This is a genomic window from Dehalobacter sp., assembly GCF_030063005.1.
GTDB lineage: Bacteria > Bacillota > Desulfitobacteriia > Desulfitobacteriales > Syntrophobotulaceae > Dehalobacter > Dehalobacter restrictus.
In genome coordinates, this window is the sequence record NZ_JAPDHR010000021.1 from 21,596 (window position 1) to 44,939 (window position 23,344).

The following is a 23,344-nucleotide window of genomic DNA, read 5'->3' on the forward strand; positions in this document are numbered from 1 at the left end:
AAAATATACGCACTTAACAATAAATCATAACATTCCTAATAAACTAAATACAGAGAAGATTCATAAAGAAAACTTGACTGGTGCCAAATCAATCAAATCATACAAATTTTAGGAGGAAAAGAATGAAGCCAATCTATTTGCGAACGGATTTCCCCGACGGCCGCTCTCACATCCTGATCCGAGATCTTGCCTCAGTGAATACAGAACTGCATCACTTTATTCTATTTTTGACCAACAAGGGGAAGCTCTGGATCGATGTTTTTTGGCCGCATGACGAGGAATCCGAAAAGTATACGGTCAGTATCTCCGAAGAAAAATTCTGGCATACTTTCCGGGAATGGCGTCTGCATGGACTTGTGCTGGGCAGCAATGAACGCGTGGCCGAAATATTTGCCCAAAGGCATTTAAATAAAAGGACTAAGCCAAAATCAGTTTAAGGCGTATCCTTTTTCGTCCCCTTCATTTTGTCCAAGCGATAAATAAAAGCCAGTACTTCAGCAACCGCCTGATAAAGCTCAGGCGGTATTTCTTTGGACATCTCTACCTGCATCAAGGCTTCTACAAGGGTGTCGTCATTTTGGACCGGAATGCCCTGCTCTTCAGCCAATTCGATTATTTTTTTGGCCATATACCCTTCGCCTTTGGCGACAATCCTCGGAGCACCAACATGATCATAGGCCAGAGCAGCAGCTTTTTTCATATTTTGTTTTTTACTACTTGGACTTTCCCTTTTCATCCTTTGATATCCACCCCCGAAAAGTTTTTTCCGGCCAGGAAATGCGCAAACTGGGGAAATTCATCGTAGGTCTTCAGCGATATTTTTTCTAAAGATAAGCCAATATCCGCGAAGCCCTGCTTGATTTGATCATAGATATCTTCAATGAGTGGATTCAGCTCCTCGCGATGATCATTTAAGAGGCAGATATGCAGTTTATTGTCGTAAAGCGTAAGGTCGGCTCCGAGCTGGTCAAGGTGTTCCGTCTCGACCTGCAGCGCCAGATGGCAGTGTTCAATATCCATCTTATGGCCTTTGCGGGAACTCTCCACGGCAAGCAAACAATTATATATCTCATTGTTATTTTGCAGCGGGATATGCATAAGAAAATATGCGGCATTTTCTTTATTCCCGGTCTGGATCCAGATCTGCTGTCCGGTAATCTCATCCAGAAAGCCCTTCAGCGCGCTTTTTTCAGGAGAGGCAGAATCTTCAGCCAGCGCGTTTAAGAGCATTGTTTTTACATTTTCCGTTTGTTCTGCTTCCTGACCGGCATTATTTTTTAATTTAAACAGCAGCTGATTCTCGTGCTCGAGACCCAGGCTTTTGAAATAATGCAGGATATTTTCAAACTGCTCACCGCTGGTATCCTCCCACTTTGGGATAATCTTCCAAAGCAGGTCTGCAAGCGTGCTGAGCGGGGATTTCTGATCTACTGGACTTTGACTCGTTGAACTTTGATTTATTGAGCTCTGATTTGCAGAATTTTGATCCGATAGCATCGTTTTAAGAACACTGCTGTTTTGCTGATTCAGATATTTTGCCAAGATGACAGAGATCTCAGGAGTTAGGTTAATTCCCCTGTTTAGAATCGTTGTGATCTGCTCCGGGGTCAACCGAAGAGCTTTCCTGGCTGCCTGGCTGGATACCTGTCCTGCGCCGGCATTTGTCTCCTGCGGCGCTGTTCCGAAAGCTGTCTTGCTTAATAAATTACCCTGGTTTTTTCCTTCCCGCAAAATCGTCCACAGCTTATCAGCGGCCTGGTATAGTATTTCAGGCGGAGCACTCTTGCTGCCTGCTGCCGTGTTCTGATTGACCATGCTGTTGACCAGAAAGTCCGCTTCATCGGCTGAAAGGCCAAATCCTTTGGTTATCATTGAAGACAGTTGTTCCGCAGACAAGCTGCTCAACTGACCGGTGCTCTGACTAACCCGGCTCAAAACAACGCCTTCCGTATTGACCTCTTTGACAACCGCCAGAAATCTTTCACCTTCCAGAAACTGCGGTTCCAGCTGGGCTTTAATTTTTTGCCCGGCAATGGAGATCAGTCCTTCCTGGTTCCCATTTCTGCTGATAATTTCCACCGGAAGAAGCTGTCCGGTTTTCAATTGTGTAAAATCTATCAAAGGAGAAATCTTGCCAATGCTCTGGATATTGTTTATGATCATTAGAGACTCCCTCGCAAAAAAATCTGCCATAATAAAATGATAAACAAAAATTATCGTAGTCTAGAATTAAAGGAATGATTGTGTTGAGTATTTTTGAAACGATTATGCTGCTATGTTTTGGTTCGGCCTGGCCTTTTTCGATCTACTCGTCCTACAAAGCCGGAACAGCAAAAGGAAAAAGCCTGTTTTTCCTGGTTGTATTACTTATCGGCTATTTATCCGGCATCCTGCATAAGATGATTTATTCGTTCGATTATGTCATTATACTATATATCCTGAATTTTTGCCTGATCGCAGTTGATACGGGGCTTTATTTCCGGAATAAACGGTTGGATGCATTAAGGAATTTTGAATAATCCGGGGGAAGTCTGCATGCCACAATACCCGCGTGCCATGGATGGCTCAATCCTTAAAAAGTCCGCGCTTCGCATCGTGCTCCGCTCGCAGCGGAACTGTGGCACACAGACTGATCTCATGCTTAAAGCACGTTTGTTATGTAATATCCCGTTCATTTATGTAGTAGAATATTGAATGTCTTAATTATAGGTTAAAAATGTCTTATTTGTATAATGAGACTAAAATAAATATTTATAGGAGATATTGTGATGAATAATGAATTTAAGTTAGTGGAACCTGAGCAGTTAACGGATAACTCCTTTAAACTGGTCGGAAAGGACTGGATGCTGATCACAGCGGGAAATATAGAAAAGTATAATATGATGACGGCTAGCTGGGGCGGATTCGGGGTACTGTGGAATAAAAAAGTATGCTTCTGTTTTGTCCGTCCTTCGCGTTATACCTATCAGTTTATGGAAGAAAACGATACTTTTACGCTTTCGTTTTTTGAAGAAGACTATCGGAAGGCTTTATCTTTTTGCGGAGCAAATTCCGGAAGAGACGTGGACAAAGCAGCCGCTACAGGGATTACACCCGTTGAAAGCATGTCCGGATCCGTCTATTTTGAAGAAGCAAGGCTCGTTCTGGAATGCAAGAAGCTGTATTATCAAGATTTAGACCCAAGTCATTTTCTTGATCCCGCGATTGAAAGTAATTATAAGCAAAATGATTATCACCGTGTTTATGTCGGCGAAATCATTCAGTGCTATGCTAAATAACAAGCTGCTGGCATAAAAAACTTAAATATTGTTGACTTACGCAGCGACGTGAGCCAAATTGAAAGACGCCTCATTTTTTGAGGCGCCTTTAATCATACGGATCTTATTTTATTTGCTTACATCTTCGCTTCAATGGCTTTAACCAGATCCGGTTTTCCTCTAAATCCAACGATCTTATCAACGATTTCACCGTTTTTAATCAGCAGCAGTGTCGGGATACTCATTACGCCGTATTTCTGAGCGATTTCTCCCTGCTCATCAACGTTTAATTTGCCGATGATTACTTTTCCGGCATATTCATCTGCCAGTTCTTCCACTACAGGAGCTATCATTCTGCAAGGTCCGCACCAGGCAGCCCAAAAATCGACCAGTACCAGCTGGTTTGAACTCAGTACATCACTCTGCCAATTCTCAGTAGTAAATGTTTTGACATTAACACCTGCCATCTTAAATCCCTCCATTTCTTAACATCCCCATAGAAAAATTCGTTTGTTTGTCCGTATGATTAATGGACAAACCGGTTCATCATATCAATCAGATCATCCAGGGCTTTATCATTTTCCGCTTCAAGCGCACCTTTCAAGCAGGTTCTGGAGTGCTCTTCAAAAATCATAATGCCAACTTTATTAATTGCTGCTTTGACTGCCGCAACCTGAACCAGAATATCAGAACAGCATTTTTCTTCATCAAGCATACGCTGCAACCCTTTGACCTGTCCCTCAATCCGTTTCAATCGGATCATGATATCGTTTCCCGGCCCACTTTTTTTCTTTGGTTCCATCTTACCCCTCGCCTCTATACCCCATAGGGGTATGTTCTAAGATTATTATATGGTCAGTCTGGTTATTCTGTCAAGAGGCTTTGCAGGATATTTCTGGACATTTCAGGATATTCAAAGATATTATATAGGCTTTGCCGGATATGAAATATATTATGCCTGTTTTTTATGAATAATAAACCGGCAAAGCCCTTATCGAAAGTTCTATTAATGAGATAAGATGAATTAAATTGAATTGATGGGGAATTATTGATGAATGATTAATTAGAAGGCTGTTTTGCTTTCAGGTCCAGTTTAATATGAAGCTCTTTGAGTTGGCTGTCCACGACCGGTGAAGGCGCCTGGGTCAGCAGACATGAAGCACTCTGGGTCTTCGGAAATGCGATGACATCGCGGATATTGTCCCGTCCGGAAAGAATCATCGTAAGTCTATCCAGCCCAAACGCAATTCCCCCATGGGGTGGTGTGCCATATTCGAACGCTTCAAGCAGATAGCCAAATTTTTCTTTGGCCTCTTCACTGCTCAAACCAATCAGGTCAAAGATTTTTTCCTGAACATCCCTTTGGTGAATCCGGATGCTTCCTCCGCCGAGTTCCATTCCGTTCAGGACCATGTCATAAGCCTTTGCTCTTACCTTCAGCGGATTGGAATCCAGGAGGGCAATATCTTCATTCATCGGACTGGTAAACATATGGTGAATCGCTACATAGCGTTTTTCTTCTTCATCATATTCAAAGAGCGGGAATTCCGTAACCCAAAGACAGTTAATCATATCTTCCCGAATAAGCTCCATTCGTTTAGCCAGCTCTAGTCTTAAGTTTCCAAGCGCATTATGAACGACGGCTTCCTTATCGGCAACGAAAAATAGAATGTCTCCGGTTTCTGCTCCCATCGCAGCCAACAGTGCGTTAATCTCCTGTTCGGTGAAGAACTTCAGAATCGGTGATTTCATTCCTTCGGGATCCATCACAATGTAGGCAAGCCCTTTTGCACCGTAAATGCTGACAAATTTGGTCAGCGCGTCAATTTCCCGCCTCGGCATACCGGCACAGCCTTTGGCGCAGATCCCCTTAACCCTGCCGCCCTTTGCGACAACGTCGGCAAATACTTTAAATCCGGAATCTTTGACAACCGGAGCCACATCAATCAGTTCCATGGTAAAGCGGGTATCCGGCTTGTCCGAACCATAGCGTTCCATCGCCTCCTGATAGGTCAGCCGCGGAATGGGAAGTGGAATCTCAATACCTTTGACTTCCCTGAATATCTTAGCAATCAGGTTCTCCATCATCGGCAGAAGGTCTTCAATCTCAATAAAGGACATCTCCAAATCGAGCTGGGTAAATTCCGGCTGGCGATCCGCACGCAAGTCTTCATCGCGGAAACAGCGGGCGATCTGAAAATATTTTTCCATGCCAGCGACCATCAACAACTGTTTAAAGATCTGCGGTGATTGGGGAAGCCCATAAAATGTTCCCTGATTCACGCGGCTGGGTACGAGATAATCTCTGGCCCCTTCCGGTGTTGACTTAGCCAGAATCGGCGTTTCAATTTCCAGGAACCCCTCACTGTCCAGAAAATCACGCATGATTTTTGTGACCTGATGTCTGATCTTAAAGATGTTCTGCATTTCGGTCCGGCGGAGATCAAGATAGCGGTGTTTCAGCCTGACACTTTCATCGACATCCACATTGTCCTGGATATAGAAAGGCGGAGTTTTCGCTTTATTGAGTATTTCCAGGTTTTCAATCACAACTTCAATTTCTCCGGTAACCATATTCGGATTTTCTGAACCTTCAGGTCTCACCCGAACGAGACCTTCGGCCTTTATCACATACTCCGAGCGGAGTTTTTCAGCCTGATTAAAAGCGTTTGCAGGCATATCCGGATTGAAGACAATCTGGACGATACCGGACCTGTCGCGCAAATCAACGAAAATGACGCCTCCATGGTCTCTTCTGGTCTGAACCCAACCCAACAACTTTACTTTTTCGCCTGCATTTTTCCTGTTCAGCATACCTGCTCCGATTCTTTCTGCTAACATGGACATCCTCCTACATTTCACATTTCGTATGATTCAACAAAAAAGCTTTGATTTGATCCAGCGGGATTTCCTGCTGTTCTCCCAACCGCATATCGCGGACGATCACCATTTTCCGGGCAAGCTCATCGTCACCCAATATTAGTACATAGCGGGCTTGTTCCCTGTCTGCATATTTAAGCTGACCTTTAAGCCCTTTTCCAAGAAGGTCCATGACTGCCGGCATCCCGGCCTGCCGCAGATCACCTAAAAGTCTGAACCCTTCCTGTCTGGCCGCCTCACCCAGCGCTGCAATCACGACCGGCGCTTCAACCTCAGGCAACATTTCAACACTCTGCTTTTCCATGACACTCAGAATACGTTCCAGTCCCATGGCAAAACCAATTCCCGGTGTGGCCGGACCGCCAATTTCCTGGACAAGACCATCATAACGCCCGCCACCACAAATCGCATTCTGAGCACCGATACCTTCAGCCGTGACTTCAAAGGCTGTTTTTTGATAATAATCCAGCCCGCGAACCATTCTGGGATTAATCCGGTAGGCAATCCCAGCGATCTTTAGATATTCCTGAGTCTTCGCGAAATGTTCCGCACAGTCTACGCAGAGCGTATCCAGGGTCGTCGGAGCATTTTCCGTCAGCTTTTGACAGGAACTGTTCTTACAGTCTAAAATCCGCATCGGATTTTTGGTAAAGCGGTTCTGGCAATCCGGACAAAGATCATCCTTGCATTCCTGCAGGAACTCTTGCAGCCTAATCCTGTGCTCAGCCCGGCACGTCGGACAGCCCACGGAATTGATCTCAACCACGAGTCCCTTAAGGCCGATCCTGCCAAAAAAATCCCAGATCAGACAGATGATTTCAGCATCGACAAGTGGATCCTCTCCACCGAGCACCTCTGCTCCGAACTGGTGGAACTGCCGGAAGCGTCCGGCCTGGGACTTCTCATAGCGGAACATCGGGCCGAGGTAATACATTTTGACCGGCTGCTGCAGCGCATAAAGCTTGTTCTCGGTATACGCCCTGCAGACGGAAGCCGTCCCTTCAGGACGCAGTGTGATGGATCTCTGCCCTTTGTCCATAAAGGTATACATTTCTTTATTGACAATATCCGTTGTCTCTCCGACGCCGCGCTGAAAAAGTTCGGTCGCCTCAAAGACCGGTGTTCTGATTTCTTTATATCCATACTCGGAACAAATCTTCCGGATTTGTTCTTCGAGAAACTGCCACTTTTCTATGGTACCCGGAATGATATCCTGTGTACCTTTCGGCCGTTGAATCGACATGATCATTTCCTCCTGCACAACGGTAGATCACCAGATCATCCGGCGTGTCCAATCTAAAAAATAAGCTTATCTATTATAACACAATTATCCTTCAGTCTCATCAGGATTCTGTATTTTTTCATAAAACAGGCAAAAAATCTGTTAATGATTGCTTTATTTTTTGGTGGACCTGCATCAGTTGGTCCTCATAACACTGCAGGTCCAGCGGATGATAGATATTCTCATGGCCGGAACCCCTCTTCCGTATTTTGCTGACGCTGCCTGCACCAAGACCAATGATATTTTGCTGTTCTTCGATCACCGCAATATTATAGCGGCATTCTTTGCCCTGCAGGGCATAGCCGATATTCTCAAGGTTACCGGCAATATACTTTTGTCGGTACAGATAATACGGAATATATCCGCGCTGTTGAATCCTGCGGTGGACTTCGCGCTGAATATCCTGCCAGTCTATAACATCTTCACGGTTTGAAGCCGAATGGTTCTCCCAGGCCGCAGAGCCTCGTTTCAGCGCCAGGGCATGGACGGTAATGTTATCCGGTTTCAGAGCCAGTACTTTTTCCACACTGTCCAGGACTTCCTCAGATCCTTCACCCGGCAGTCCAAGGATCAAATCCATATTGATCACCCAGTCGGAAACATCTCTGGCTAGAAGAAAACACTCCCGGATATCGGCGGCCGTATGCCTGCGTCCAATCACGGGCAGGGTTGCCTCCTGCATAGTCTGAGGGTTAATGCTTATCCGGTTCACCCCAAAATTCTTCATGACTGTCAGTTTGGTATGATCAATCGTATCTGGTCTACCGGCCTCAACAGAATATTCACACCGCTCAGCCTGTGGAATCTCGTCACGGATGGTTTCCAGCAGCATCTGCAGGTCGGCAGCGCTTAGCACCGTCGGTGTACCACCGCCGATATAAAGGCTATCGGCCTTCATACCCAGTCCCCGCATCATTTCCCCGGTTAGTTTGACTTCCTTCTTCAGAGCTTTCAGATAACGGCAAAGCTGTTCGCTTTGCTTCCCAGCCAGGGAGTTGGACGGAAACGAGCAGTAGAAACAGCGGGACGGACAAAAGGGTATCGCAAGATAAACGCCGGCAAAATGCTCGGCTTCTTTCATCGTTTGACGGAAAGGCTGCTGAACCTGTTCGATCTGGTGAAGCAGGCTCACCTTTTCCTGGTCAACGAGGTAAAGTTCTCGCAGGACTTTATTCTTTTGTCCTTCGTCATATCCGAGATCGGTCATTTTGCCGATGATTTTACCGGGCCGTATCCCGGTCAGACTTCCCCACGGAAGCTTTTTCCCGGTATATTCGGATAAAAATGTACATAATCCTCTCTTTAAAATGATCTGGGACAGCGGTTCTTTGCCGGGAAGCTTCAGTCTGTAGAAATCATCCGCTGATCCCGTCTGCACTGTCTTAGCATATTTTTTTCCGGTTGTTCTGTCGGTTAGGCAGATTTCATAAACCTTTCCTGAGGCAGTATTCACGGACTCTATATCCATGCAGAAGCCTTCAGCATCAGACCGTCCATTATCAACGGCAGACCGTATTATTCCAGCATCCGATCGAACGGCGGCTGATGGCATGTCATCCGGTAGTACGTCGGAAGATAACTCTCCTGCCATAAATTCTCTGCATGTTCTAAATTTTTTACCCGGAAAAAAAGCTGCTATGATTTGTGAGCAGCTGGTCAGCATTTTAGGATCGATTGTGGAACTGCAAAGAAGAATGCTTTCCTCCATCAGGCCAGGTCTCCACTGATATATGGATTTCTGGCCCTTTCCCTGCCAATGGATGTAAAGGATTCATGTCCGGGATAGACCAGGATTTGGTCATCCAAAACCATCAGCTTATCATGGATGCTGCTGAGTAGTTTATGAAAATCCCCCCCTGGAAAATCCGCTCTGCCGATGGAACAGTCAAAGAGCGTGTCCCCGCTGAACAGCACACCGTCCGTCAGCAGGCAGATGCCGCCCGGTGTATGTCCCGGTGTATGGATTACTTTCATTTGAACTTCACCAATAAAGAATTCCTGACCGTCTTCCAGCAGTATTTCAGCTGGGGACATCACATAGTCCTTACTGAACATTCTGGAAAGGTTTTTCTGAGGATCCGTCAGCATCCCTGCATCCTCCCTGTGGACGGCGACTTCAGCATGCAGGGTTTTTCTCAATTCTTCAGCTGCCCCGATATGGTCATAATGTCCGTGCGTCAAGATGATCCGTTCAACCTCGAGGTTATGCCTCCTCAGCAAATCCTTGATCATCGCACTACCCGATCCGGGATCGATGATTGCAGCCTTTTTAGTCTTGTCACAAGCCAGCACGTAGCAGTTCACACCCAAGACAGGCGTAACTATTCTTTCAATCACACGATATCGCCACCTCTAAATAATATACTTTCATCAATATACTGCTAACCCGAGCCAAAGCTAAGTTGATAACCGTATTTACGAATCAATCTACTAGTTAAAACTGTTTCTTACTGTCCAGCAACAGCGTAACCGGTCCGTGGTTAACCAGTTCGACGTCCATGTCGGCCTGAAAAAGGCCCGTTTCAACCTTAATCCCGGTTTTTTGCAGGTACTCTGTCAGGCTTTCAAACATTGCTCTGGCCGTTTCCGGGGGAGCTGCCTCAGAAAAGCTTGGCCTCCTACCCTTCCGGCAGTCACCGAACAAAGTAAACTGGGACACGAGCAGTAGTTCTCCGCCGACATCGGCCACCGACAGATTCATTTTAGCCTGATCATCTTCAAATACTCAGCAAGCCACTTGACATCGTCCCTGTTGTCTTCCTGTCCGATCCCGATCAGAACCATGAGTCCTACCCCAATCTGGCCTACAGTCTGATTCTCAACCCGTACGGCTGCGCTTTTGACCCTTTGTACAACACCCCGCATCAAGTGTTTCCTCCACCCTGAATTCTCTCGACTACGGTAACATCTTTGACTTTACGGAACTTGTTAAGAACAAAGTTTAAATGGTCAAGGTTTTTCACTTCGATTCTCAGACGGATATGGGAGACGCGGTCTTTGCCTACCCGGGCACTCATTCCGAGCATATGGGTCCGTGTTTCGGTAATTACGTTCATGATATCGCTGACCAAACCCACGCGATCCAGACCGATAATCTCGATGTCTACAGGATAGATTGACTCGACAGCGGCTTCCCACTCAACCTCAACGATCCGCTCCTGCTCTTCTGCCGTAAGGCCAACGAGCTCCGAGCAGTCCGCCCTGTGGATTGATACGCCGCGCCCTCTCGTTATATAGCCGATGATTGAATCTCCGGGAAGCGGATTGCAGCACCGGGAAAACCGGATCAGGATATTGTTTACCCCCTTGACCGATACTCCCTGAGAATGCTTCACCTGGTGCTTGTGTTCTGCCTGAATCGGAAGAAGCGGTGTTTTCAGCTCTTCTTTCAGGATTTCTTCCTTCAAACGGCCCAGGGCCTTTTTAAAAGTAATCGCACCATCACCCATTGCCGCATATAGATCATCAATGTTGTTAAAACTGAAGCTCTTGGCTAATTTGATCATGTTTTCTGATTTTAAGGCTGTTGACGGTTCAAGACCAAGCTTCCTGGCTTCACGCTCGAGGCCTTCACGTCCTCTGATAATATTCTCTTCTCTTTTTTCTTTCTTAAACCACTGGCGGATTCTATTTTTGGCCTGAGAGGTCTTTACGAGGCAGACCCAGTCCCTGCTTGGGCCGGTGGGCGTCTTGGTTGTCAGAATTTCAACAATATCCCCGTTTTTCAATTTGGTGTCAAGTGGAACAATTCTTCCGTTGATTTTAGCACCGATACAGCTATGACCGACATCCGTATGAACCCGATACGCAAAATCGATCGGACAGGAATCGGCCGGCAATTCAACGACATCGCCTTTGGGTGTAAATACAAACACAGTATCCGCAAACAAGTCTATTTTCAGCGATTCCATAAATTCGCCGGCATCGTCCTTGGAGTCATGCTGTACCTCCAGGAGCTGGCGAATCCAGGATAGTTTCTGTTCGAAATTACTCTCAATTTTTTTGCCTTCTTTGTATTTCCAGTGGGCAGCAATCCCGTATTCAGCCGTCCGGTGCATTTCCCAGGTCCGGATCTGGATTTCAAACGGGTCCCCGTGGTTTCCGATTAATGTCGTATGCAGGGACTGGTACATATTCGGTTTCGGCATCGCAATATAATCTTTAAACCTTCCGGGAATAGGCTTCCATAGGGTATGAATAACCCCCAGTGCTCCGTAGCAGTCATTCACAGTTTTGACAATGACCCGGACTGCCGTCAAATCGAATATTTCACTCAGATCTTTGTTCTGATCGAGCATCTTTTTATAGATACTAAAGAAATGCTTCGGACGGCCGGCAATATCGGCTTCAATTCCGACTTCATCGAGCCTGATTTTAAGCTGTTCGATCACCTCATCGATCTGTTCCTGTCTTTCTTTTCTCTTTAAAGAAATACCTTCAACTAAATCGTAGTATTCCTGCGAATGCAAATAGCGAAAAGCGAGATCTTCCAGCTCCCACTTGATCCTGAATATCCCGAGCCTATTGGCTAAGGGCGCATAGATCTCGATCGTCTCCTGCGCAATTTCCTTTTGTTTAGATTCAGACTGATATTTCAGGGTCCGCATATTGTGCAGGCGGTCGGCCAGCTTGATTAAAATAACCCGAATATCCTTGGCCATTGCCAGAAACATTTTCCTTAAGTTCTCAACCTGAACTTCAACCTTGCTCTTGTACGAAATTTTGCCGAGTTTGGTTACCCCATCGACGAGTCCCGCAACTTCATCGCCAAAATTCTTACGGATATCTTCAAGCGTCCTGTTCGTATCTTCAGCGACATCATGCAGCAGCGCAGCAATGATCGTCGAATCGTCCATCTCCAATTCGGCAAGAATCGAGGCGACTTCCAGCGGATGATAGATATACTTTTCGCCGGAATTGCGGAGTTGGCCGCGATGGGCAAGTTCCGCATATTCATAGGCCTCTTCAATTTTTTCCAGGTTGTATTGCGCATTATTGGAAATCAATGTTTCCTTCAGTTGTTGAAAATTCATTAAGCCACCTCTGGGTTCCTATTCGCTCCAGACTCTGAAACGCAAAGAAGTCTGCAAGTAGGTTTTCTCGATATTGTTTAATTTAAATAAATACGGGCCTGTTCCGCCATACCAGCTGATGATGCCAAGTTCCTCGAATATTTTCATGATGTTCAGCTGCATTCCAGGTTTTTCCGCAGACGGTCCCCACCAAATAAAACCGCGTTCATCCGTTATGTGCTTAAGGTTTCGATAGAAATCCGCTAGCATCTTTCTGGAAAGACGCGGTGCCGAAATCTTTTCTTTGAAAGCGGCAGTCTCGAAATCCGGAAGGCTCCCACTAATGGCTGGCTCCGATTCGGAATATCCCTCAGCCGTACAGGCGATTTCCTGCTCGGCTTCGACACCGGAAGGACGGAAATCCTTGACAACGGCCTGGATGGTTTCGACATTACCGTAGCTGTTCAGCTCAAGATTATAAATAATATCGATCATATCGATGTTTTTGACCAGATCAAATTCTTGTCCCTTTTTAAACGCCATAGCTTCCCGTTTAAGCTTTGCTGCTGCGAGCGTCATTTTCAAATGTTCCCGGCCTTTACCGACAACAGAAACGCTTTGGACGGCAAGGCCGTCCGTTCTTAAGACAGGTGCTGGATTTCCTGCCCCAAACGGAGCCATTTGTTCCAGCTCTTCCAATAACTGAACATTCAATTCATCCCACGATATAATAGAATCGATCTGAAAACGTTCCTTAAAGATGATCCCAAGTTCAAGAAAACTATTGTTAAGTCCTTCCCTGAGCTGCGGGATCTGGTCAACAGGAACCGTAAATCCGGCTGCCTGCTTATGACCGCCAAATTTGCTTAAAGTATCCGCCTGTTTTTTTAATTCGTCGAGAACATGATAGTCCGCGATTCCCCTGGCTGAGCCTTTCCCAGTATCTCCTTCCTCGGCAATAAGGAAGACCGGCCGCTTGTAGCGCTCCACGAGCCGTGAAGCGACAATGCCGATCACCCCGTGATGCCAGTTCGGTGAGGACAAGACAATGACATTGGGTATCGGGCCTTCAGCCAGTATGCGTTCAGCATCACAAAGGAGCTCCTTTTCGGTAAGCTGTCTCTGATTGTTTTCCTTGCTAAGTTCCCTGGCCATTTCCAACGCATCATCATAGCTCTCTTCAAGCAGTAGGTTCAGTGCCAGCCTCGCTGTATCCATTCTCCCGGCGGCATTGATTCTCGGGGCAACAATAAACGAGATTTGACCTGCCTTAAGCTTCTTGCCGAGAAGGCCGCATTCCTCCAGCATCGCCCTGATCCCGGAGTGCCTGGTATTTTCCATCACGGTCAGCCCGTTTTTGACAAGGATTCTGTTTTCCCCGACGAGTGGGACAATATCCGCAATCGTTCCGAGTGCGACCAAATCAAGATAATCGTTCTCCGAGCCAAATGTCGCCTCAGAATAACCTAAATGTGCGTATAAGGCCTGCAGGAGTTTAAAGGCTACCCCGACACCGGCCAAATGCGGAAACGGATAACCTGAATCTGCTATTTTGGGATTTAATATTCCAACTGCGCAAGGCAGTTCGTCCGGCGGTTCATGGTGGTCCGTGACTATGATGTCGATGCCGCAGGTTTTAGCAAAGGTTATTTCCTGGACAGCCGAGATTCCGCAGTCAACAGTGATAATCAGCGAGATATTGTTCTGGCTTGCTTTTTCGATCGCTTCCGAATGCAGGCCGTAGCCTTCTTCCCGGCTCGGGATATAGACAACGACCTGATACCCAAGACTGATCAGGCCCTTATACAGTAAGGCTGTTCCGGTTACCCCATCGGCATCGTAATCCCCGTAGATCAAAATCTTTTCCTGATCTGTCCTGGCCTTGGCAAGCCTTTGCAGGATGACCTCCATATCTTTAAACAAGAACGGAGAATGCAGGTCCAGCAGCGACGGCTTCAAAAATTCCAAAACACTGTCTCTCGAAGAATAACCCCGGTTATGAAGAATACTCAGGGTACTGCGGGAGAGTCCCGCTTTTTCTAAAAATGCTTCACCCGAATACGTTTTTTGTGATAAAACCCACAAGTTGTTTTCCATAAATCATTCCTATTTCTGATATTCAGAAGCGCCGTTAGTATTTTCTTTGGCAACAGTTTGACTGTCTTTATTCAGACTATCCCTCTGCGGTATATCAATCGGATCAGCATCCGAAGCTGGAGCCCTTTTGCTGGTAAATCGTTTATTGACTTTGGTTTCTTTCCTGCACTTCAATTCCCGGCGGAGTGCAAGGCAGAACATCAGTAAGGCACCGGCAAAGACCGAACAGAAAATAACGAGAACCAGCGGCAAATCTGCTGTCCAGAATAAGAAATGGATTGGAACAACTGCTGCATTTTGAACCGCAAAAATCACCACAATGAGCGCAATAATGATTGAAACTAACAAAATGACCATACTTTTCCCTCCTTTATATCATTAATTCGTATCATTAATATAGTATATTTCCTATAATAAGCCAACCTGTGCAAAAAATAAACTTAAAAATTGCTTGAAGCACAATCGCTCTGGAAATACTTCGATAGTTGAAAACGAGCGGGATGCCTATAATAGCAGTCCAAATCAGGATCGCCGGTATAAACGGCAGTAGCATTCCAAACAGGAACAGCGAAGTAACACTTCCGCCAGCTACCTTGAGGACACGAAAATTGTGTGTTTTCCTATTCAACAGATACGCCGTAATTAATCCAAAACATATATAGGCAAGAATGATGATTTCCCAGAACAGAATACTTCCTGGTTCATTCACCACAAAATTGACTGCAGATACAATTAGGCCCGCAATCACGAGACCGGAGTAGTTACCAAGAAGCGTTATACCCGCCGCACAAATCAGGATTGATTCCAAACCCAGCAGATTCCAAAACAACAATCCGTCACCCTGCTTTTTGTCAATGTCTAATCTTGTATAGTATTGCCCCGTTCGCGCTGGAATAATTATACTTTGCGGCCAAATCTTATAAACTCTTGATGAAAAAATAGTCCCTGCTACTATTCGAGCAAGAACTACATTCAATTAGAGATCAATTTAAAACTTTAGATTTTAGATGTCTTACTTCTCTTTCAGGTACAACTCATCAAGGTTAAGCCAATAATTGATCCGATCTTCACGGGGGTCCATGCTAATATCAATGTTGCTGAAGACCAGCAGTACGCTCACTTCCGGTGTCTCCAGCTTCAGGCACATATCATCCAAAGCTGCCTGATAGGTTTCCGCCTTACCCGGCGGGAACTTTGCAGCAATCTGGTCGAGATAACCGTTCATATCCTGTTCGAGAATCACACGGTCATCCTTCATAATTTTCAAAGACGGGATATTGTTATTGGCAGGGTACGTCCAATAGATGCTATAGGTGCCTTTGTCGCCGTCAATTGTGATATATTCCTTCCCATTTACAGTTCCCATCTGCTTTACAGATTCCATCTGCATATTAATAGCCCAGCGGTAACCGCTGATATCTACGGGTTCGGCCGGTAACATCAGGGATGTTGCGATATAATTGTCTTTTCCCGGCATATCCTCAGGTTCCGGCCAGGTTTTATCAAAACCTAGTTTGTCTTTGAAGACATCGCTCTGGGCAAGACGTCGATCAAACCAGGACGGCAGCTTTGCCTCACTGGCACTGGCCAAATAGTCAACTCCATCGGTAATCGATTCACGTACTGCGCGTTCCGGTTGGACAGCTGAAGGAGTCAGCTGGTTATCCTGCAGTATTCCCTGGCTGACCAAGATCTTTTCCAGTCGGTTTACCTGCGCAGTGACCGGCAGTGCCTGATAGCCAACGACTGGTAATACGGAGAATACCGCAAGCACACAAGTCAGGACAGCAATTACAGCATGTGATCTGGCCTTTCGTATCATCAGCAGGACAGCCGCTGCTAAGGCCACAATCCAGATCAGTATGAAGGAATATTCAATCGTTTTAAGTCCTGACTTACCCAGCTGGATCACGACTGCCCAGGCTTCGAAGGCAAGAATCACCAGGGCGGCAATCGGATAAATTCGGCGATAGAATTTTGCCAGTGCGGATTCGTAATTGGTGACCATCATATGGAGCCAAATCCCGCCGATAGTATAAGCTGAGGCAATGCCTGAAAGCTGGACGAAAGACGATGCACCTATGCCGCTCATCGTCGTTTTGCCCGCCCATAGAAGCAGAACTGCGGTCAACGCCAGGATAATCGGAATCATGATGCTGCCAAACAGAATTTCAACAAACCGCGGCTGTTTCTGGGCCACTTCACGATGTTCGTCGACTTTTCCTTTGCGAAAATCCGGAAAATAGCCCACAAAAATCGTAAAAACCAAAAAGCCGGTCAGGGTCCCGATAACCATATAAACCTTGCTGCTCATGCCGTGATACAGCAAGGCCTGGACAGCACCTGCAACCCCGGAAGCCCCGCCCATAATCACTGCTCCGTAAATGATAGCGATAAAGAAGGCTTTTTGCGTCATGAATAAGGACCTGGAGAAATCAGACTGGTCTTTGGGATATCCGGCCAGGATGATAAAAACCAGAAAACTGACCAGCATTGCCATACTCACACGGGTAGCAGCCAGAGTTGTAACTATAGCATAGCGGGATCCCTCCGGGGTCGTTCCTCCAAACTGGTAAAGCGCCAGGAAGGTTACAGCTGCGGCCATGACACCGAGCAGGTTGGCAGCCAAAAACGCTTTTTTCTGGTTGATCCGGCTTTGGGCAGCCGTAATTACGGTCAGACTGAATACCGCACCCATTGCAAAGGCCCAATGCAGACAGTTAAACAGAAAGTTATAAGGTTCTTGTTGCGGCCAGTCAAGCTGAATCCTGATCAACGTTACGACGGCAAAACCGAAAGCACAGGCAATTGCAGCTGGAAAAGTTTGAAAGGCCTTCGCTGACCCACGCAAAACCTGGACAATTGACCGGGTAAAAGCATTCATCCGTATACCTCCTTGCTGAAAAATTCCATTCAAAGTAACAAATCAATTTTGAGTTAGTCTTAACAAATTTTCTACATACATACGCTTATCCCTTCTTCATCGCCGGGGCCTCGTTTATTACGAATATGACAGCAACTACAGACCATCTGGGATCCGCAGTTGCAATTCAATATTTGGTTAGACGTCTTTGGCGGCTTTTGGTCCCCGGCAGATGGCTATCTTGCCGGTCCTGACGATTTCGATGATTCCGTAGTCATCAAGCAGTTCGCAAATCGCATCAATTTTGACATCTTCACCGGTCAACTCGATGATCATAGTCTCTTTATTAACATCGACAATATGGGCCCGGAAGATTTCGGCAAGGTTTACAATTTCCGCCCTGTTCTCCGGCGAAGCCTTCACCTTGATTAAGGCCAGGTCTCTGTGTACCCTGTCCTTTCCGGTAAGATCAATGATTTTAATCACATCAATTAGCTTGGAGAGCTGATTAACAACCTGTTCCAATTCATATTCATCATCGGCATCAACCTCAATAGTGATTCTGGACATGTCGGCTTCCTCGGTATAGCCGGCGTTAATGCTTTCAATATTAAAATTCCTGCGGCTGATCAACCCGGAAACATGGGTCAAAACACCCGGTTTATTTTCCACCAATACGACTAAGGTATGTTTCATTTTCAGCCCCCCAATATCATTTGGTTTAAACCGGCCCCGGTCGGAACCATCGGCAAAACATCCTCTTCTTCAGGAATACGGATATCTACCAGGAATGGGCCTTCCGAGAAGATTGCTTTTTTCAGTACAGCTTCAATTTCTTCTTTCTTATCAAGACGGACGGCAGGAACGCCCATCGCTTTGGCGATCTCGACGAAATCTGCTTTCGTTCTCATACAGGAATGTGCATAATGGCTGTTGTAAAATTCCCGCTGCCATTGGGCAACCATCCCCAAGGATTGGTTATTTAAGATCATGACTTTGACAGGCAAATTTAAGTCGGCAATCGTCATCAGCTCCTGGCAATTCATCATAAAGCCTCCATCGCCGCATATGCAAATGACCTTCTTATTTGGTTCCCCGACCTTGGCTCCCATGGAAGCCGGAAGGCCGTAACCCATCGTTCCAAGTCCTCCGGAAGTCAGCAGGGATCTTGGGTGTTTAAAACCGTAGAACTGGGCGGTCCACATTTGATTTTGCCCTACATCCGTAACCATAACTGCATTTCCTTCTGTGATTTCACAAATCTTTTCAATCACAGGCTGTGGCAGTATTTCATCTGTATCCTTTTTATACGTGAGCGGTTTTTCTTTTTTCCAGCCAGACAGCTTTTCCAGCCACGGTTTAAACTGATCCTTCCATTCTTGGGCAGGTTTCTCCTGCAGTTTTTGATAGAACTTCTCGAGTGTCCAACGCAAATCGCCAATCACCCGGATATTTGCCCGGACATTTTTATTGATTTCAGCCGGATCAATATCAAAATGCACGATTTTAGCGTTAGAAGCAAACTGATCCAACCGTCCTGTGACCCGGTCATCGAAACGCACGCCGATCCCAATCAGCAGGTCCGTCTCGGTGGTGGACATATTCCCGGCATACGTGCCGTGCATCCCGATCATGCCAAAAAAATGCGGATCATCGCTCGAGACGCAGCCCAGCCCCATCAGGCTCGAGACCGTTGGCACCCCGGTATAGGCTACTATTTTTCGCATGATCTCAGAAGTGTCCGACAGATTTAGGCCGCCCCCGACAAAAAACAAAGGCTTTTGGGCGAATTTAAGCTCGTCAAATACGGCATTCATCGTCTGGCTATCTCCCTCACAGATCGGGGTATAACCTCTTAAATTAACCTCTGCGGGATACTCAAAATCTATTTCTTCAGCAAAGATATTTTTCGGAATATCAATTAAAACAGGACCCGGACGGCCCGTACGTGCAATATAAAAAGCTTCTTTCACGGTCTTCGGCAAATCCCTGACATCCCTAACCAGGTAATTATGTTTGGTAATCGGGGTTGTAATCCCGCGTATATCCGCTTCTTGAAAGGAATCCCGCCCTAAAAAAGGTACGGCAACCTGACCGGTAATCAGCACCAGCGGGACAGAATCCATATAAGCTGTAGCAATTCCAGTGATAAGATTCGTGGCCCCGGGGCCGGAAGTCGCCATACACACGCCGACCTTGCCGGTTACCCTGGCGTAGCCGTCGGCAGCATGGATTGCGCCCTGTTCATGCCTTGGCAGAACATGAGGAAATTCAGACATATACAGCGCATCATACAAAGTTAAGACCGATCCGCCGGGATAGCCAAAAACGACTTGTACATCTTCCTTTTTAAGACATTCGATGATTGCTTGTGCTCCGGTCATTTTCATTCTGCTATCTCTCCTCTCTCTTGTATGTATTATAGTACAGAACACAAATAAATGCACGAACTATATCAGTTCAGTCTATTCATTGCTCATGTTGTTTATTAACTTACTTGTTGTTTATTAACTTAAATGAAGGACGCACACTGTCTCCAATTAAAATTCTACTGTAAGATTGGTTTTTGCCAGATAGATTTTGCCGGCATAACACCGGGAAGCCTCCGCAGCCAGGTTGGCCGTCTCACCAATATGCGGAAAATGACTCAGCAGAAGTGCTTTCGCCCCGAGTTGTTTTGCCAGGGATGCAGCTTCGACAGAAGTCAAATGCCCCTGGAATAAGCCGGTTTCATGGGCATACAGGCTTGATTCAGTAATCAACAAATCTGCTCCGCCCTCAAACCGGCTTAAATCAGATGCAGGCCCAAGATCACCGGTATAGACCAGGACTTTGCCGGCATATTCGAACTTCATTGCCAGGTTGTAGGCATCATGAACGGTTGGCGCAAAGGATATTTTCAAGCCGTCAAGATTGAGAACCGCATCCGGCTTTATTTCGATACCGTTGCTATATTCACCAAAGGTTAATTCCTTAAAACGTCCCGGCTGATTACTTGCATAAACAGGAAGCGGCTTTGTTCTTTTCTTGAACGCAAACGCAAATTTACTCGCATACAAAAGGCATCCGAGGTCTGCCGTATGGTCATGGTGAAAATGGGAGATAAAAACCGCGTCGATCTGCTCGTGGGAAACATGCTTCCATAAATTTGCCAATACCCCGCTGCCGCAGTCCAACAGGACCTTATGCCTGCCTGTCTGCAGAAGATACCCTGATGTCGCCTCTCCTGCTTCGGGATATGCTCCCCAGCAGCCCAGAACTGTTAGCTTCATTATTCCACGTCCTTTCTAAGCGTATGTGGTATCTTAGTTGGGCTGGTCTCCATAATGTATAGCCGCTTTCGGCAAATTGCGTCCTCCATGACGCAAATAGCCGCGCTGCGCAATCCATGCTCCGCTTACGCTGTCTATACATTACGGAGACTAGTATTATGTAATTATGTATGAATTATATCAGCAATAACGCTTCTCTTTGCTGTCCTTGGTACTGCTCCGGCAGCATTAACTTCTCCATGAATGTCAAAAAGACCCCGGAAAATCCGGGGTCCTCAAATGATAGCGTAAATTTAGCTTTCGACCGGATTATCTTTCTTATTGTCTTCGCTTGTTCTCTTTTTGATCTCAACGACAAGCTGGCTGGCAATGCAAATGGAAGAATAGGCACCGAAGAATACGCCGATAATCATTGCCAGGGAGAAGGTTCTGGTCGATTCTCCGCCCAGGAGGAAGATCGCGAGCAGAGCAATCAGCACGGTGCAGACAGTCTTTACGGAACGGCCCATCGTCTGCCAGACAGATTTGTCCACCATATCCTCGAAGCTGTCTTTCTTTTTCATGCGTCTTTCATTCTCTCTGATACGGTCATAGATGACGACGGTATCATTAATCGAATAACCAAAGATGGTGAGAATTGCCGCGATGAACGCTGCATCAATTTCCCACTGGAATATTGAGAACAAGCCCAAAGTAATAAGTATATCATGCAGAAGCGCAATGACGCTCGAGACAGCATAAACAAAACGGAAACGGAACGAAACATAAATCAGGATCAAAACAGACGCAACAGCCAGCGACTTCATCGCTCCCGATTTCAGTTCGTTGCCGATAGCAGGCTGAACAAGCTGTTCTTCAACATTTTTTATATCGAACGTTCCAGCCTGTTTCTGAATTGCCGCCAGAAGCTCGTCCCTCTTGGTCTGATCCAAAGCTTCCGTTCTGACGATAGCCGAAATGTCACCATTTGTCAGCTGTACGCTACCGGTCAGCCCAACAGAATCCATGGCCTGGTTGATATCCGCCTGGGTTACTTTTTCGTTAAACTGAATATTGAACATCGAACCGCCTTTATAGTCGATGCTGAGATTCAGTCCTTGCGTACAAAGCGAAATAATACCAGGAATCAAGAGAAGCAAAGAAAGCGCAAACCAGATATAGCGTTTTTTTACTATATTAAAATATAATCTATGTTCCTGTTTGACATCATCGTAACTGGCCTCGCTGGCGGCAGGGGTAACGACCGGGGCCGCATTTTTAGGTGTTTTTTTGTCTTTATACTTGTCAGCCACTTATTTTACCTCCTTTACGCCAAACAGCCATTTGCTCATTCGCGGGTTGATTCCGACAATCCAGCGCATAACCCAGCGGGTAAACGTGATGGCCGTAAACAGGCTCGCAACAATACCGACGATCAACGTAATTGCAAAACCTTTGATCGAAGCAGACCCGAGCAGGAATAATGCCAGGGCAGCAAAAATGGTCGTAATATTGGAGTCAAACACCGTAATGAAGGCCCGGCTGAATCCGGCATCCACGGCAGCCCGCAGCGATTTGCCAAGCTTTAGTTCTTCCTTGATTCTTTCGTAGACAATAATATTCAAATCGACGGCCATTCCAATAGAAAGGACAAATCCTGCTATGCCTGGCAAAGTAAGAACCGTCCCGATTCCGTATAAGACCCAGAGTACAATCACCGAAAAAACGATAAGCGAAAAGTCAGCGACCAACCCTGGTAAACGATAGAGCACCAGCATGAATAAGAAAATAAAGATAAGCGCAATGACGCACGCATTTAAACTCTTATTCAAAGAATCCGCACCTAGAAGCGCACCCACCTGGTTTTTTTCAACAATGCTCATGCTGACCGGCAATGCACCGGAACGGAACATAACAGCATACTGGGCTGCTTCTTCCAACGACGAATAGCCCTGGATCTGACCTTGCCCGTCCACAATCGGCACAGAAACTTCCGGATCTTGGATCTTCCTCTCATCCATATAGATACCAATCTTTTGACCGAGATATTTCGTTGTGATATCCGCAAACTTTGAGGTACCCTCAGAAGTAAACGATATTTGCACGACATAATCCGTGCGACCTCTGGAAGTATCGACCGCTGCCTGGGCATTCTTCAGCATGGAGCCGTCCATCAGGATATTTCCATCCGGATCCCGGAAAGTCAGCTTAGCGGTTGTTTGCAGAACTTTAACAGCCTCATCGGGATCAGCGACTCCGGCCAATTCAATAATAATTCTTTTTTTATCATAGTTCGTCTGAATATAGGGTTCGGATACTCCGAGCCCGTTAACACGTTCTTCAATGACAGCCCTTGCTTTATCCATATCGTCGTTGGTAATCGCTGCGCCATCTTTACCCGGTTCAGCCTGTAAAACCAGATGAACGCCACCGCGTAAATCAAGTCCTAACGGAATCCCGGTTTCAGAATTCGTCAGCGGCTGAATCGAAAAGAAAACGACAACAGCAACGAGAATGACAGTTACTGCAAGTTTTAAAGTATTTCCCCGTTTCATTCTTTTTCCTCCTAATAGAATAAAGGGACTTGCCCATACAAGCATCATTATATCCCTTTTGCATTTGAGGTGTCAATTTCAAAGCTATAAGCAAGTGTTACAGCACTTGCTTATATTTGGATACTATGCAATAGATTTCAAACTTCG

At 46.1% G+C, this 23,344-nt stretch carries 21 protein-coding genes and 1 pseudogene; 3 read left to right on the top strand and 19 right to left on the bottom strand.

Features of this window, described 5'->3' with window-relative positions:
• Window positions 1-122 precede the first annotated feature (122 nt).
• Window positions 123-437 carry a hypothetical protein gene (locus tag OKX56_RS07370; RefSeq protein WP_019225966.1) on the top strand — a complete coding sequence of 105 codons (315 nt, stop codon included), beginning with the start codon at window positions 123-125 and terminating at the stop codon, window positions 435-437.
• Here the strand turns inward: OKX56_RS07370 and OKX56_RS07375 are convergent.
• Both OKX56_RS07375 and OKX56_RS07380 read right to left on the bottom strand, forming a co-directional pair.
• Window positions 434-736, bottom strand: a complete 303-nt coding sequence (locus OKX56_RS07375) for an EscU/YscU/HrcU family type III secretion system export apparatus switch protein (RefSeq protein WP_019225965.1) — start codon at window positions 734-736, stop codon at window positions 434-436. The genes OKX56_RS07370 and OKX56_RS07375 overlap by 4 nt on opposite strands.
• Window positions 733-2,163 carry a TP0910 N-terminal domain-containing protein gene (locus OKX56_RS07380; RefSeq protein WP_287896062.1) on the bottom strand — a complete coding sequence of 477 codons (1,431 nt, stop codon included), beginning with the start codon at window positions 2,161-2,163 and terminating at the stop codon, window positions 733-735. The genes OKX56_RS07375 and OKX56_RS07380 overlap by 4 nt, the downstream gene beginning before the upstream one ends.
• Before the next feature lie 74 nt (window positions 2,164-2,237).
• Here OKX56_RS07380 and OKX56_RS07385 point away from each other — a divergent pair, with 74 nt between their 5' ends.
• Together OKX56_RS07385 and OKX56_RS07390 are read left to right on the top strand one after the other, a co-directional pair.
• Window positions 2,238-2,519 carry a hypothetical protein gene (locus OKX56_RS07385; protein WP_083221878.1) on the top strand — a complete coding sequence of 94 codons (282 nt, stop codon included), beginning with the start codon at window positions 2,238-2,240 and terminating at the stop codon, window positions 2,517-2,519.
• Window positions 2,520-2,768: 249 nt separating this feature from the next.
• Window positions 2,769-3,278: a flavin reductase family protein gene (locus OKX56_RS07390; RefSeq protein WP_287896063.1), complete on the top strand. Its 510-nt coding sequence runs from the start codon at window positions 2,769-2,771 to the stop codon at window positions 3,276-3,278.
• A 116-nt stretch (window positions 3,279-3,394) separates the two neighbouring features.
• Here OKX56_RS07390 and trxA read toward each other — a convergent pair whose 3' ends face one another.
• From trxA to secD, 17 genes and pseudogenes are all read right to left on the bottom strand, one after another.
• Window positions 3,395-3,724, bottom strand: coding sequence for a thioredoxin (trxA, locus tag OKX56_RS07395; protein WP_287896064.1), 330 nt, complete (start codon window positions 3,722-3,724; stop codon window positions 3,395-3,397).
• A gap of 59 nt (window positions 3,725-3,783) precedes the next feature.
• Window positions 3,784-4,059 carry a metal-sensitive transcriptional regulator gene (locus tag OKX56_RS07400; RefSeq protein ID WP_019225960.1) on the bottom strand — a complete coding sequence of 92 codons (276 nt, stop codon included), beginning with the start codon at window positions 4,057-4,059 and terminating at the stop codon, window positions 3,784-3,786.
• A 257-nt stretch (window positions 4,060-4,316) separates the two neighbouring features.
• Window positions 4,317-6,104 carry an aspartate--tRNA ligase gene (gene aspS / locus OKX56_RS07405; RefSeq protein WP_287896065.1) on the bottom strand — a complete coding sequence of 596 codons (1,788 nt, stop codon included), beginning with the start codon at window positions 6,102-6,104 and terminating at the stop codon, window positions 4,317-4,319.
• A 4-nt stretch (window positions 6,105-6,108) separates the two neighbouring features.
• On the bottom strand, window positions 6,109-7,380 hold the full coding sequence (hisS, locus tag OKX56_RS07410) for a histidine--tRNA ligase (RefSeq protein ID WP_287896067.1): 1,272 nt from the start codon (window positions 7,378-7,380) through the stop codon (window positions 6,109-6,111).
• A 118-nt stretch (window positions 7,381-7,498) separates the two neighbouring features.
• The gene (gene hemZ / locus OKX56_RS07415) at window positions 7,499-9,127 is read right to left on the bottom strand and encodes a coproporphyrinogen dehydrogenase HemZ (RefSeq protein ID WP_287896068.1); all 1,629 of its coding nucleotides are present in this window, start codon (window positions 9,125-9,127) and stop codon (window positions 7,499-7,501) included.
• Window positions 9,127-9,756: an MBL fold metallo-hydrolase gene (locus OKX56_RS07420; RefSeq protein ID WP_287896069.1), complete on the bottom strand. Its 630-nt coding sequence runs from the start codon at window positions 9,754-9,756 to the stop codon at window positions 9,127-9,129. The genes hemZ and OKX56_RS07420 overlap by 1 nt, the downstream gene beginning before the upstream one ends.
• 97 nt (window positions 9,757-9,853) lie before the next feature.
• Window positions 9,854-10,284, bottom strand: a pseudogene (dtd, locus tag OKX56_RS07425) (D-aminoacyl-tRNA deacylase).
• Window positions 10,284-12,452 (bottom strand): RelA/SpoT family protein, encoded by a 2,169-nt coding sequence (locus OKX56_RS07430; protein ID WP_019225953.1) that lies wholly within the window; start codon window positions 12,450-12,452, stop codon window positions 10,284-10,286. The pseudogene dtd and the gene OKX56_RS07430 overlap by 1 nt, the downstream one beginning before the upstream one ends.
• 18 nt (window positions 12,453-12,470) lie before the next feature.
• Window positions 12,471-14,528: a single-stranded-DNA-specific exonuclease RecJ gene (gene recJ / locus OKX56_RS07435; RefSeq protein ID WP_287896071.1), complete on the bottom strand. Its 2,058-nt coding sequence runs from the start codon at window positions 14,526-14,528 to the stop codon at window positions 12,471-12,473.
• 9 nt (window positions 14,529-14,537) lie between these two features.
• Window positions 14,538-14,885: a LapA family protein gene (locus OKX56_RS07440; protein WP_287896073.1), complete on the bottom strand. Its 348-nt coding sequence runs from the start codon at window positions 14,883-14,885 to the stop codon at window positions 14,538-14,540.
• A gap of 34 nt (window positions 14,886-14,919) precedes the next feature.
• Window positions 14,920-15,360: a hypothetical protein gene (locus OKX56_RS07445; protein WP_019225950.1), complete on the bottom strand. Its 441-nt coding sequence runs from the start codon at window positions 15,358-15,360 to the stop codon at window positions 14,920-14,922.
• Window positions 15,361-15,540: 180 nt separating this feature from the next.
• Window positions 15,541-17,412: a DUF4153 domain-containing protein gene (locus tag OKX56_RS07450; RefSeq protein WP_019225949.1), complete on the bottom strand. Its 1,872-nt coding sequence runs from the start codon at window positions 17,410-17,412 to the stop codon at window positions 15,541-15,543.
• 177 nt (window positions 17,413-17,589) lie between these two features.
• The gene (gene ilvN / locus OKX56_RS07455; protein WP_019225948.1) at window positions 17,590-18,087 is read right to left on the bottom strand and encodes an acetolactate synthase small subunit; all 498 of its coding nucleotides are present in this window, start codon (window positions 18,085-18,087) and stop codon (window positions 17,590-17,592) included.
• Between the two features lie 2 nt (window positions 18,088-18,089).
• On the bottom strand, window positions 18,090-19,781 hold the full coding sequence (gene ilvB, locus OKX56_RS07460; protein WP_019225947.1) for a biosynthetic-type acetolactate synthase large subunit: 1,692 nt from the start codon (window positions 19,779-19,781) through the stop codon (window positions 18,090-18,092).
• Between the two features lie 150 nt (window positions 19,782-19,931).
• Window positions 19,932-20,663: an MBL fold metallo-hydrolase gene (locus OKX56_RS07465; RefSeq protein ID WP_019225946.1), complete on the bottom strand. Its 732-nt coding sequence runs from the start codon at window positions 20,661-20,663 to the stop codon at window positions 19,932-19,934.
• Between the two features lie 293 nt (window positions 20,664-20,956).
• Complete coding sequence (gene secF, locus OKX56_RS07470) at window positions 20,957-21,955, bottom strand: protein translocase subunit SecF (RefSeq protein ID WP_287896075.1); 999 nt, start codon at window positions 21,953-21,955, stop codon at window positions 20,957-20,959.
• A complete protein-coding gene (secD, locus tag OKX56_RS07475; RefSeq protein ID WP_019225944.1) occupies window positions 21,956-23,197 on the bottom strand; it encodes a protein translocase subunit SecD in 1,242 nt (413 codons plus the stop codon).
• Window positions 23,198-23,344 lie beyond the last annotated feature (147 nt).